This window comes from Marinomonas sp. SBI8L (genome assembly GCF_001624705.1).
Lineage (GTDB): Bacteria > Pseudomonadota > Gammaproteobacteria > Pseudomonadales > Marinomonadaceae > Marinomonas.
The window spans coordinates 157,762-170,969 of sequence record NZ_JSEO01000002.1; the positions used below are offsets into that span (position 1 = coordinate 157,762).

Here is a 13,208-nt window from a genome sequence, read left to right on the forward strand (position 1 = left end):
TGTAATTGTTTGTTTTATACACGATTCTTACATACTCTCGACATTCCATAACAATAAAAAGCAATTTTGCGCGCTTATAAGTCATTAATTTACGTTTAGTGTTTGTATTGTGCGCTTATTAATAAGGAATAGAATATGTTTAAGAAATCGTTAGCGATCGCCTGTATTGTTTCTTCCTCCCTTTGGTCTGCCAGCTCACAAGCTTGGTGGTTTTCATCTTCCGATGATGATTATACCCAAACAAAATATCCAATATTGTTAACCCATGGCATTTTAGGTTTTGATGAAATGTTAGGGGTCGACTATTGGTATAAAATTCCACAGACACTTGAAGCAGAAGGTGCTGAGGTTTACACCACCCAAGTAGCAAATAGTCAGTCAGTTGAGGTTCGAGGCGAACAACTCTTGTCTGAAGTTCAAAATATTATTGCAGCAACAGGTGCGACCAAAGTCAATCTGATTGGGCATAGTCATGGTGGCCCTACAGTAAGATATGTTGCTTCGGTGAGACCTGATCTAATTGCTTCAGTCACCTCTGTGGGTGGCGTTAATAAAGGCTCTGATGTTGCAGATTTTGTAAGAAATGCTGTTCCAGAAGATTCAGCAGCTGAAGCGGTATTAGCTGGATTGACGACAGCATTAGCAACTGTGATTGATTATTTATCTGCAGGTGGTTATGAGCAAGATGTTCTTTCCATGCTTACTTCTTTAACGACCGAAGGCTCATTAGCATTTAATCAAAATCATCCTCAAGGTATTCCTACAACAACATGTGGTGAAGGTGAATATAGTGTTAATGGTGTAAATTACTACTCTTGGAGCGGCGCGAGTGCGTTTACGAATGCACTAGACCCAAGTGATTACTTTCTTGGTTTAACATCTGTGTTAATTGACGACAGTAAAAATGATGGCCTGATTGAAAGCTGTGATAGTAATCTTGGTATGGTTGTTCGAAATGATTACAGCATGAACCATCTAGATGAGGTAAACCAATTCTTTGGTATACATCACTTGTTTGCAACTGATCCTTTAACCGTCTATCGCACACATGCTAATCGTCTTAAAAATGCTGGCCTTTAATGATTGGTGAGTTATGAATATTTCCCTAACTAAGAAAGTCTGCTTAATCGTGTTTGGTGGACTTGCATTTCTTGGTTTGGCGAAGTGGACAGGTGTTGCTTATCAAGCAGCGCCTGTCTTACAGACCAATCAAGATCAAGGCTCTTTAACTAATAACCAAATTTCAAATAAATCAGTTGAATCATTCGTTTTGTCATCTTCAGAAAAAGCCGACATAAAGGCTCAACTGAATGTTGCACAAAATAATGAATACAATCGCTTCAAAGATAAATTTGAATGGATAGGCTCACAATCCTCGTTAAGGGGAACCAGTATAGCTGGCTCATATCCTATTGATGCAGAAGGGCATTTACTTCCTCATATTAGTATTAGGCACAGATTTGATTATTTTATGACGCTGCTTGGTGAATTATCGTATGAACAACTCATTGAGTTAATAAAAGAAGATATCAAGCTATCACTTGAAGAGCCTGCTCTTAGTGAGGCGCTTTCATTGCTGGAAAATTATCAGGCTTATAAATATGCATTAAAGGCATTAGATGATGAATTTTCAAACTATCAAGTTAGCCTAAATGATAAGACTGCAATCATAAATAGGCAGATTAGCTTATACCAAGAAATAGATAAATTGCGCTATGAATATTTTGAACTTGATTATCGGTTGGCATTCTTTGCACAAGATATTGCAGATGAACAAGCGTTAATCGCAAATTTACAAGGTAATGATAAAAACCGTGAAGAGGATAAAACCAAACTTACTGGCTTAATAAATACACTAGAACTAACAAGTAAGGAAACGGGAGAAAGCTTATTTGATCTACAAGTAAAAGAGTTCGGAGTGGAAGCCGCCCAAAGGCTTGCTAATGTTAGAGAGTCGCGAAATGAGCTCAATACAAGAGTTAAAGAATATTTAAAGCAAAAGGAAGGTATCTTAAATTCAGGTCTATCTACCCAAGATCAAAGTTTAGAATTAAAGTACTTAATTGAATCAAACTTCAGTTTAAGTGAGCAAAAGCGACTTAATGCTTTGGTTGCTATGCTAGAGCAACAATAAGCTTGCGATATTATTAAGTTATTGATTTATTATGAAATTTATTTCAAATTAAAGATTTTAATAAATTATTAGTAGATAAACTCCTTTGACTAAGTAGTTGACACCTTCAATTTGTCTAGGCAATATCACGCAAAATTTGCTTAACAGCAATACATATTTAGTTAGTCGGGGTGCTCTTTTTGAGCTGAGACTGAGGTTCGCCTCTAGACCCGTTGAACCTGACCCAGTTAATACTGGCGTAGGGAACTGGCAAGCCTCATCTCTTTTAGACAATTTCGATCTGTCTGTCTTTTTTAGGCTCCAGTTTTAATTAGGAGCCTTATATGCAAACGCGCAATCAACCTCATATTTCGTTAACCATTGCTGGATCTGATAGTGGTGGTGGAGCAGGTATTCAAGCCGATATTAAAGCCATGTCTGCAACTGGGTCATTTGCATGTTCAGTGATCACAGCATTAACAGCGCAAAATACGCAAGGTGTTAGCGCCATACATCCTGTGCCGCAATCGTTTGTTGAAGACCAGCTTGAGAGTATTTTTTCTGATATGAAAGTTGATGCCGTTAAAATTGGCATGCTGTCAGATGCAGATACAATTCTCATGATTGCTCAAATACTAAAAAAGTACCAACCAAAAGCAGTAATTTTAGATCCTGTTATGGTGGCAACAAGCGGCGATGTACTTTTAGAATCGCAAGCAATTTCAAGCCTCGTTAATCACCTCATTCCTTTGGCTGATTTAATCACGCCAAATCTATATGAAGCGCAAGTCTTATTAGGGAGAGCTGTTAACGCTTTTCCAAAATCTAATGCAGAGTTAGAAAGTACAGCCAATGCTCTTTTGTCGCTTGGCTCTCAAGGCGTTTTATTAAAAGGAGGGCATATGGACACTCAAGACAGCACAGATGTTTGGGTGACCGAAAATCAAATTGAGTACTTTTCTAAAACAAGGGTGGCCACAACTAACACTCATGGAACGGGTTGCACCTTATCTTCAGCTATAACGAGCTATCTGGCACAAGGCTTTTCTATGTCTGAATCGATTAGAAGAGCGAAGGAATATATTTCACAAGCTTTAGTCGCCGCTAAGAATTATCAATTAGGTCAAGGTAGCGGGCCTGTTGATCACTTTTTTATGCTTAAGGCGTGATAGATGTCAGCTTGTAATGTTTTAGCATCAAACCTCACTAAACAAAATGAATACCTAGTAACAGCTAGTCTCAAGTATGAGGCTAGTCAAAGCTATATCTACCAAAATATCGAGCTCAGATTACCGTTAAATCAAGTGACCTGTTTGTTAGGGCATAGTGGCTGTGGCAAGTCTAGTTTATTAAAGCATTTAGTAGGGCTACATAAGAATGCTTGTGTTAATGATTTATTGATACAAACAGGTGTGCATTCAAGTCTTGATGTAAAAGGCTTCCAGCATGAGCTCGCTTATATGGCGCAGCAGGATCTATTACTGCCCTGGTTATCAGTTATTGATAATGTGTTGCTTGCTTATGATCTTAAACGACCAATCTTGAAGAAAAAAAGTCAATTCAATCAGGCGTTAAAAAGTCGAGCGCAAGAAATTTTAGAGCAAGTCGGTTTACCTGATAAAGCTGATAAGAAAGTGTTTACCTTGTCAGGCGGTATGAGACAGAGAGTCGCTTTAGCGAGAACCTTAATTCAAGATAAATCGATTATTTTAATGGATGAGCCATTTTCGTCAGTTGATGCCATAACACGCGATAAGTTGCAGCAGTTGAGTAGCCACCTATTTAAAAACAAGACTGTGCTTTTAGTGACACATGACCCACTTGAAGCCTTAGTTATGGGGCATAACATTTTACATTTTTCAAATAAAACTGAAAAAGAAACGACTCTCAAAACACTAGAGCCTATGCCTTTACCTAATTCTTTACCTCCACGAAATATTGGTAATGAAGTTTCTGGTTATCATGGGCAATTGATGCAGATAATGCAGGCAAGGCAATGAATAAATTTATCAATACAAGCTTTGGCCGAGTGCTCGTAATAAGTTTCCTACTAGTTTTATTTTGGTGGTTGGTAGTAGCTGTAACTCAAGTTCCTAGCTTTATTCTTCCGCCACCAGAGAAAGTTTTTACAAGATTTTGGCAGTTAACAGATGTGTTATACCCACATTTTTTGGTGACTCTAATTGAGATTGTCTTTGGTGTGTTGCTGGGAGTGTCAGCCGGATTAATTTTTGCGATTTTAATGGTTTACTTTAAGCCTGTTCGTATTTGGCTTTTGCCTGTATTGCTTTTCAGCCAGGCGATTCCTGTGTTTGCCATAGCGCCTATCCTAGTTCTTTGGTTTGGTTATGGGATAGTTTCGAAAGTCATTATGGCCGCGGTCATTATCTTCTTTCCTATTCTAATGACATCATTTGATGGTTTAAGGCAATCATCAAAAGATTATCTTGAGCTTGCTCAATCAATGCAAGCTAATCGTCTAAGTATTCTTTTTAGAATTCAACTTCCTGCTGCTTTACCTGTCATGGCGTCAGGGCTTCGAATGGCGATGGTTGTTGCCCCAATTGGCGCAATCATAGGTGAGTGGGTTGGCTCATCTCAAGGGTTGGGCTACTTCATGCTTTATGCCAATGCGCGAATGCAAGTGGCAGATATGTTCGCAGCACTATTCGTATTATGTCTACTTTCGATTTCACTTTATTACCTTGCTGATCAGTGTCTCAAGAAACTGATTTTTTGGCAGCAAGACAATAGTTAATAGCACCCAGTTATCACCCTTAAATAAGAGAAATATTATGACTATGTTAAAGAAGTTAAATGCATTAATAGCGGGTTCATTACTCAGTTTGAGTGTTCAGGCTCAAGAGAGTATTGATGTGATGTTAGATTGGTTTGTTAATCCAGATCACGCTGCTTTGATTATCGCGGAGCAAAAAGGCCTGTTTAAAGATCAGGGGTTAAAGGTTAACTTGCAAGAACCAGCAGACCCTAGCATGCCACCTAAATTAGTTGCTGCGGGTAAGGTTGATTTTGCAGTGACTTATCAGCCTGAACTAATACAAGATGTAGCTCACGGATTGCCACTTACTCGTATTTCAACCTTGATAGCAACACCACTTAACACGCTGATGGTTTTGAAAGATGGTGATATCAACTCATTAGCTGACCTTAAAGGTAAGTCTATTGGAACTGCTATTTCTGGTGGCGTCAGCGAAGCAACAATCGGTGTAATGCTTGAGAACTCAGGTCTAAGTTTAAGCGATGTATCTGTCATTAATGTTGGTTGGGCTTTATCCAGCTCTTTGGCATCTAAAAAAGTTGATGCCATCTATGGTGGATATCGTAACTTTGAAATGCATCAGCTCGCGATGGAAGGTTTTGAAGGTAAAGCATTTTTTGTAGAAGAAGAGGGCGTGCCTCCATATGATGAGTTAGTAGTTGTTGCAAACTCTCGTTCAGTTAATAAAACACAAGTAGCTAAGTTTAATCGAGCGCTAGAGCTTGCCACTCAATACATTGTTAACCACCCAAATGAAGCTTGGGAGTTGTTCAAGTCATACAAAAAAGATCTTGATACTAAGCTTAATCAGCTTGCATGGAAAGATACCTTGGCTCGATTGGCGCTCCGCCCAGCGGCTTATGATGCTAATCGCTACCAATCCTATGCTGAGTTCTTACAGTCAGCTGGCATTATTTCAAAACTACCAAATACTAACGACTACCTTTTTTAATTGGTACTTAACCTATTTTAAATTTAGGGTTTTAGCGCAAGTTTAAGTGTTAAGGCCCTTTGGAGTGATTTATATGTCAGATGCAAACACGATTAGTGAAAGCTTGGTGTCACTAAAAGGGTTAAATCGCCTTAGTGAAATGTTAGTGAAACCAAATGAAAAGGACTGGTTAGCTTATACGCAGCATGACTTTGTTAATCAGTTAGCGACAGGTGTCTTATCAAAGTCCGCTTTTCAGCATTATTTACAGCAAGATTATTTGTTCCTTAAACAATATGCCAGAGCTTATGCGCTTGCTATTTATAAAAGTGATTCGATTGAAGATATGCTGCCCAATCTTGCCTGTTTAACTGGTTTGGTAGAGCATGAAATTCAATTGCATATTAATTGTTGTAAAGAATGGGGGCTTGAAGAGAAAGCGCTTGATGAGCTAGAAGAAGGTGTTGCAACTGTTGCTTATACGCGTTTTGTATTAGATGCAGGTCAAGCAGGCGATCTTACCGACTTACTTGTTGCTCTCGCTCCCTGTGCGTTAGGTTATGCTCAAATTGGATTCAGTCTAGATCAAGATGACAAAACCTTGAAGCAAGGCAATCCCTATTTAGAATGGATTGAAACCTACGCATCAAGTGAGTTTATTGAGTCTGCTTTGGCACAAATGGCACATCTAGAAAGCTTATTGCAAAACATCCCTGCTGACTCACCTAGATGGGCTAAATTAAGTCGCATTTTTGCCACTGCAACTAGAATGGAAGCTGCATTTTGGCAGCAAGGTATAGATGTCAATGAAGGTTAATATTGTCGGTGCTGGTGTGGCTGGGCTTTCCCTTGCTTGGCAACTCGTACAGCAAGGTGTTGAGGTTGAAATGTTTGAGCGAGGAGCAAGAGTGGGTGAAAAGGCCTGTTCTTGGTTTGCTGGTGGCATGCTTGCTCCATGGTGTGAAGCTGAAAATGCCGAACCTGTTGTACTCGAATATGGTAAAGAGTCATTGGCTTGGTGGCAAAATGCATTAGGTGAAAGCTTTGTAGATGCCAAAGGAACTTTGGTTTTTGCACAGCAAAGGGATAAAAAAGAGCTAAAACGTTTTGCAAGACGTACACAAGCTTATGAGGTTGTTGGTCACGATGTTATTTCAAGTCTAGAGCCTGACTTAGCCTCTCAATATCAAGAAGCGCTATTTTTTAAAGATGAAGCGCATTTAGATCCTAGAAAAGCCTTAATCAGATTGACAGAAGTTGTTCAGGCGTTAGGCGTTAAAATCAACTTTGAACAAGAAGTTGAACCAGAGGATCTACTGCCAGAAAAGGTAGTAGATTGTAGAGGCTATAATGCCGCTAAAACTGTGCAAAGCCTAAGACCTGTTAAAGGTGAGATGTTGTTGGTGAAAACCAATGAAATAAGCCTTTCTCGCCCTGTTAGGCTGCTCCATCCAAGAATTCCTTTATATGTTGTTCCGCGTGATGATCAGCATTTTATGATAGGCGCCACCATGATTGAAAATGGGCATGGTCATCAGTTTAGTGTGCGCTCAATGTTAGAGTTGCTTGGTTCTGCTTATGCATTGCACCCAAGTTTTGCAGAAGCTGAAATTATTGAAATGGGCGTTGATTTGAGACCCGCTTTTATCGACAACTTACCAAGAGTTGAGCGAGACAATAATATTTGGCGTATTAATGGTCTATATCGTCACGGTTATTTGTTAGCGCCTTACATGGCGAAACTCGCAGCGGATTCCATTATTAGTGATACACATGAAATTGAAAAACTCGCTGACTTCAAGATAAAGGAAGATAGGGCATGAAGATATATTTAAATGGTGTTGAGACGACGGTAGACCATACCAAACTTGAGGCCGTACTCATTCAATTGGGTTATCAGGAAGTGACGATAGCGACCGCAATTAATGGTGATTTTGTGCCTTTATCTCTGCGTAAAAATACTCAGATTAATGAAGGTGATAAACTTGAAGTATTAGCGCCCATGCAAGGTGGATAGAATGTTAGAAGTTTACGGTGAAAAATTTACCAATAGATTGCTTTTAGGTAGTGCGCAATACCCATCGCCGGCTATCTTGTCGGAGTCAATCAAGCAAAGTCAGAGCCAAATTGTCACAGTATCATTAAGGCGCGAAAGTGGGGGCGACCTTGCTGGTCAAGCATTTTGGCAAATCATCCAAGATTTAAAGCTTAAAGTATTGCCCAACACAGCCGGTTGTTACACGGTAAAGGAAGCGGTGACGACAGCACATATGGCGCGTGAAGTTTTTAATACAGACTGGATTAAATTAGAAGTTATAGGTGAAGAAGACACGCTACAACCTAACGTTTTTGAATTAGTTGAAGCCGCTAAAGTTTTAGTCGAGGATGGCTTTAAAGTATTCCCATACACCACGGACGATCTCATTGTTGCCGATAAGCTACTACAGACTGGTTGCGAGGTATTAATGCCTTGGGGGGCGCCTATCGGTTCAGGTCGAGGTTTAAATAACCCATATGCATTAAAAACTATGCGTTCGCATTTTCCTGATACGCCATTAATTGTTGATGCTGGTATCGGGGTGCCATCTCATGCTGCTCAAGCGATGGAAATGGGGTTTGATGCAGTTCTTCTTAATACCGCTGTTGCGGGTGCTGGTGATCCGGTTGCAATGGCTAAAGCATTTAACTTGGCAATAGAGGCGGGTTTGCTCGCTTATGAAGCTGATCCGATTGATGCAAGAGATATGGCTGAGCCTTCAACGCCTATGATGGGGAAAGCTTTTTTAAGCTAATTCATTAAGGGCTATTAGAGTAGCTCCCTGATTGTAAAAAATTAATGAGAAATAGAATGAAGAGCGCAATGACACAGCTAGATAGATTTTATCCCATTTTTGATTCTTATGATTGGCTCGAAAGACTTGTGCCATTAGGTATCAAGCTAGTGCAACTTAGAATTAAAGATGAAAGCCAAGAGAGTATTAAATCTCAGATAGTAAAAGCGAAAGCATTGTGTCATCAATATGAGTGTCAGCTGGTGATTAATGATTATTGGCAATTGGCGATAGAGCTAGGTTGTGATTATGTGCATTTAGGTCAAGAAGATTTGAATGTGGCTGACATTGAGGCAATTAAATCTGCTGGCATTAAATTAGGTATCAGTACACATTGTGACGAAGAGTTAGAAAGAGCGCTGTTATTAAAACCGGATTACATCGCTTTAGGTCCTGTATATCCAACTATTTTGAAGAAAATGAAATGGCACCAACAAGGTGTCGAAAAGTTAACGCTTTGGAAAGAGCGTATTGGTGATGTTCCACTAGTGGCTATTGGTGGCATGACAATCGCTAGAGCAGAAGGTGCTTTTAACGCTCAAGCAGATAGCGTGGCAGCCGTGACAGATATTACTTTGAATCCAAGTCCAGAATCACAAGTACAGGCCTGGTTAAAAGCCACTCGATTGTAAATTTGGTTTTATATCAACTTATTGTGTTGGGTGAAAAATACCCAATTTCCGCTCGAACTTAGCTTGGCTGTGTATTTTTGGATAAAAAACATACAGCTAAGCCTATCCCCTCGTATTTTTACTTTTGTTTAATAAATATACATTATCTTTGATAAATCCTGACCAAAAGGTCATGCAGTGATCTTTTGGTTTCAAAATATGAACCCGAGTTAAAAATGAACCCCATGTAATACTGCTTTGGCATAAGCCTTGTAGGTTAATTATTCACCAAATGTGATGTTAACTAATTAACTTAAAAGGAAAGATGTATGAAAGCACCAATTACAAGCTTATTACTACTTGGTAGTAGTTTGGGCTTCGCTGAGTTACAAATATCTGAAGTTCTTTACGACACACCGGGGACGGATTCAATTGAAGAGTGGATTGAAATCTACAATGCTGGGTGTGAGCAAGTTGATTTATCGAGTTATCAGCTTAAAGATAATGGGGCAACTCATACCTTATCAGGAACTTTGGCAGCAAATACTTATTTCACCATTGCTAAAAGCTCAAGTGGGTTTGAGGCTATGTATGGGTTTTCACCAGACGCCTCTGGATTGGCTCTGTCCTTAGGGAATTCGGGCGATTATGTTGAACTTTATAATGGTGGTGATCTTGTTGATCTAGTGGCATGGGAAGGCAAGGTTTCAGGTTGGAATATTTCTGCTCAACATGTTTCTTTGTACCGTACTCAAACATCATCAGTGACAACGTCTTCTAATTGGGCAACAAGTAGTATCGATACCCCATCTACCGGCAACTTAACCCAAGATTGCAGTGGCGCAAGTGCAGGTGGTTCAGCTACTTATTCAGGTGATTATTATGATTCAGTATTAAGCTTGTCTGGTGCTAGTTTAAAAGCTGCATTGCAAGATTTACTCGAATCAAACCATACCAAGCTTAGTTACAGTGAGGTGTGGGATGCACTTCAATACACAGATGAAGATTTAACGAACAGCAATAATGTTGTTTTGCTCTATACAGGTCGTAGCCATTCAAAAACGGATAGAGATGGACAGTCTGGGTTTGATAATGACAGTTGGAATAGAGAACATGTTTGGCCTAAATCTTTAGGTTTCTCTTCGACCTCACAATACGGCTATACGGATATTCACCATATTAGGCCCACTGATAAAACGGTAAACAGTTCACGTTCAAACAAAGACTACGATGAAGGCGGTAGCGCACAAGGAGAGGCTGCTGATACCTATGCAACAAGTGAGAGCTTTGAACCAAGGGATGAGGTGAAAGGGGATGTTGCCCGTATGATCTTTTATATGGATGTTAGATATGACGGTTCTGACGGTAATATGAGTGATTTGTATCTAGTCAATAATACTAGTTCAGAAACGGATGATCCCTTCTTTGGTGTTGTTTGTACCATGTATACTTGGCATCAAGAAGATACTGTTGATTCAAATGAAATGACTCGTAATGATCGTATTCAAGAGTGGCAGGGCAACCGTAACCCTTTGATTGATCACCCAGAGTGGGTAGATGAGTTCTACTCTAGTCAATGTAACTAGCTGACATAGCGTATAAATGTGGCTGATAAGGATGTCGGCCCTAATTAAGCTAATGCTGATAGATTTAAAAAGAAATGTAACTTATTGTTTTTATGAGGGTATATGTAAGCTATTGTACCTCAGTGTATATATCTTTTGTGCTGGTCATCTGATATCTTGCTTAGTTAACAATTAAAAACATCATTAGGATAAATTTAAAGTATTTTCAGTGCTTATAAAGTGAGTGCTTAAAAGTGAATTTATCTACAAAAATGAATTGAGTCACGATTAACAGTCGTATTTTTGACTATGGTGTTATCTGTGTTAACTATTCATATAAGGGCATTATGATGAGTAAGGATGTAGCATTAAATGAACATCTCTATTATACAGAAGAGAATTTAGACAATATCCTTGAAAACCTTGATATTGTTCGTCGACAAATTTTCCCCAATCTGGATCCAGAAAGCGATATAAACGACCAAAACTTTCCTTCAGTCTGCCTTATTGGCTTAGGGCGTTGTGGTTCTAATATTGCGTTAGATGTAGCTACTCTTGTCTATAACGCTCGTAGTAATTATATGGCAGATTTAGAACTACAGGATAAAACCAATGCAGAAGGTGAATTTCGTCCTATGCGATGGATTCAGAAGCACCTTCCAATTGAGATAAAAGGGGAGCCAAGACCTGTTTTCTTAATTGAGCCTGTGGTTATGCTGGGTGACCTTGATAAAGATATAGAAGGTAGAATTAGATTCTCTTCTCAAAATGGTCGCAGTAACTTTTTAGAAGAATATAAAAAATTACAGATCATGGACCTCTCTGAAGTGCACGCTGGTGGTGCTGGTAACGCGCCTATCCTAGGTCAATATCTAGCAAAAATTATTCTTAATAAGAATACCAATAGCTTTAATAATAATGCTTGGCGTCATATGCATTCTTATTTAGTTGACTCTTGCGGTATTAAAGCCAACCAATCTCGCCTTTATTTTTACATTTTCAGCGCTGGTGGTGGTACAGGTTCTGGTATGGCCTCTGAATTTGGTTTGGCGCAACAATACTCATATATGAGTAAGACGTTTGACTATCATTCTGCGCAAAGTAAAGTAGTTGATAAGAGGCATAGTTTTGTTTTTGAACCAATCTTTACCTCAGGTATTTGTATTCTACCTAATATCTCAGGCGACAAAATTGAAGTGTCTGAAGCGCTTCATATCAACGCCGGTCGTTTACTTTGTAAATACTTATCAGAAGAGTGGGACTTCTCATATAATGTTGAGAGAGAAGATCACGACCATCCAAGTAATGTGATGCAGCGTATTCGTCCGTGGAACTCTATGATGCTTATATCTAATGACATCATGCGTTACGCAGAAGAGAATGATGGGTCAGGTGAGTCTGATATTGATGTGAATACCATGGAGAAATATGCCAACCAATATATTTCTCAACAGATATTTAACATCTTAACCGCGCAAGCTGTCACTACAGATTATGATGAAGATTACTTCCGTCGTGCGGGTGTTGATATTGCTGAAACTATTCGTCTTGACGCGAATGACTTGTTCATGAGTTTGGCGGGTCCTGTAGCGATTGCTTATGCAGAAAGTGTTGTTACTAGCAGTAGCAAAGAAAACATCGATATTGATGACTTATTCTGTCGTTCGATTGACTTGCCACACTTTAACCAAGATACATCTGCGATTGAAGGTATCAGTATTTTACCTATTGAGTCTTCAAGTTACAGTGAAGCACTGAAAAATTACCGTGACTCAGGTTATGATACGTCTAGCTTGAATCATCTGCATTTCTTCAAGAACTGCTCTTCGGTTGTTTCTATTATTTCTTTGCCTAAGGATTACAAACTGTCCTTCACAGCATTGAACCGTTTAAAACTACATTTAAACAGCTTGTTCCCGAATACGACTTTGAAGCGTTATGCCTTGGTGATTGGCGCATCTGCAAACCTTTCATTAACTACCTTAGTTGCTAAGAGTCCTTGTCTAAGCGATGACTTCTTAACGCTTATGGTTGCTTATGTGAAACGATGTTTTGCACGTGATGAGTATCGTTTTAGTGATGAAGTCGATAAAGCTATCTTGAACTTCATTACCACAGAAGAGTTTGATGAAGATGAAGTTGATCGTTATTTCAATACTCATGAGAATCCAGCAAAAATCTTGGATACAAATTGGTATGCGATTAAGCCAATGTATGAGAAGAAGTACCGTGAATTAATTGACGAGCAAGATAAGTTTGTTTCAATTAATGATATTCGCTTAGATGTTGAGAATGTTAAAAAATCGATCAAGTATCTAAGAGAAATCTATCGTCATAGAGTAAGTAAAACAAATGTTCTTTCTCTTAATGTTTAACTT

General features: G+C 39.1%; 13 protein-coding genes and 1 riboswitch. All 13 genes read left to right on the plus strand.

The window, feature by feature from the left end; all coding sequences use genetic code 11:
• Positions 1–135 precede the first annotated feature (135 nt).
• Positions 136–1,080: a lipase family alpha/beta hydrolase gene (locus tag OA91_RS02825; protein ID WP_063337066.1), complete on the plus strand. Its 945-nt coding sequence runs from the start codon at positions 136–138 to the stop codon at positions 1,078–1,080.
• Positions 1,081–1,093: 13 nt separating this feature from the next.
• Positions 1,094–2,134, plus strand: a complete 1,041-nt coding sequence (locus OA91_RS02830; RefSeq protein ID WP_063337067.1) for a lipase secretion chaperone — start codon at positions 1,094–1,096, stop codon at positions 2,132–2,134.
• Between the two features lie 156 nt (positions 2,135–2,290).
• Positions 2,291–2,396, plus strand: a riboswitch (TPP riboswitch).
• Between the two features lie 61 nt (positions 2,397–2,457).
• The gene (gene thiD, locus OA91_RS02835) at positions 2,458–3,282 is read left to right on the plus strand and encodes a bifunctional hydroxymethylpyrimidine kinase/phosphomethylpyrimidine kinase (RefSeq protein WP_063337068.1); all 825 of its coding nucleotides are present in this window, start codon (positions 2,458–2,460) and stop codon (positions 3,280–3,282) included.
• A 3-nt stretch (positions 3,283–3,285) separates the two neighbouring features.
• On the plus strand, positions 3,286–4,113 hold the full coding sequence (locus OA91_RS02840; RefSeq protein WP_063337069.1) for an ABC transporter ATP-binding protein: 828 nt from the start codon (positions 3,286–3,288) through the stop codon (positions 4,111–4,113).
• Complete coding sequence (locus tag OA91_RS02845; RefSeq protein ID WP_063337070.1) at positions 4,110–4,871, plus strand: ABC transporter permease; 762 nt, start codon at positions 4,110–4,112, stop codon at positions 4,869–4,871. Before OA91_RS02840 ends, OA91_RS02845 begins: the two co-directional genes overlap by 4 nt.
• 37 nt (positions 4,872–4,908) lie before the next feature.
• The gene (locus OA91_RS02850; RefSeq protein WP_231870298.1) at positions 4,909–5,844 is read left to right on the plus strand and encodes an ABC transporter substrate-binding protein; all 936 of its coding nucleotides are present in this window, start codon (positions 4,909–4,911) and stop codon (positions 5,842–5,844) included.
• Between the two features lie 73 nt (positions 5,845–5,917).
• Positions 5,918–6,640: a thiaminase II gene (gene tenA, locus OA91_RS02855; RefSeq protein ID WP_082827756.1), complete on the plus strand. Its 723-nt coding sequence runs from the start codon at positions 5,918–5,920 to the stop codon at positions 6,638–6,640.
• The gene (thiO, locus tag OA91_RS02860; RefSeq protein WP_063337071.1) at positions 6,630–7,646 is read left to right on the plus strand and encodes a glycine oxidase ThiO; all 1,017 of its coding nucleotides are present in this window, start codon (positions 6,630–6,632) and stop codon (positions 7,644–7,646) included. The genes tenA and thiO overlap by 11 nt, the downstream gene beginning before the upstream one ends.
• On the plus strand, positions 7,643–7,840 hold the full coding sequence (gene thiS / locus OA91_RS02865) for a sulfur carrier protein ThiS (RefSeq protein WP_063337072.1): 198 nt from the start codon (positions 7,643–7,645) through the stop codon (positions 7,838–7,840). Before thiO ends, thiS begins: the two co-directional genes overlap by 4 nt.
• A 1-nt stretch (position 7,841) precedes the next feature.
• A complete protein-coding gene (locus OA91_RS02870; RefSeq protein WP_063337073.1) occupies positions 7,842–8,615 on the plus strand; it encodes a thiazole synthase in 774 nt (257 codons plus the stop codon).
• Between the two features lie 56 nt (positions 8,616–8,671).
• Entirely contained in the window at positions 8,672–9,286 is a 615-nt protein-coding gene (locus tag OA91_RS02875; RefSeq protein ID WP_197477715.1) for a thiamine phosphate synthase, read from the plus strand.
• Positions 9,287–9,594: 308 nt separating this feature from the next.
• Positions 9,595–10,851: an endonuclease gene (locus OA91_RS02880; RefSeq protein ID WP_063337074.1), complete on the plus strand. Its 1,257-nt coding sequence runs from the start codon at positions 9,595–9,597 to the stop codon at positions 10,849–10,851.
• A gap of 329 nt (positions 10,852–11,180) precedes the next feature.
• Positions 11,181–13,205, plus strand: a complete 2,025-nt coding sequence (locus OA91_RS02885; protein ID WP_197477716.1) for a hypothetical protein — start codon at positions 11,181–11,183, stop codon at positions 13,203–13,205.
• The last annotated feature ends 3 nt before the right edge of the window (positions 13,206–13,208 follow it).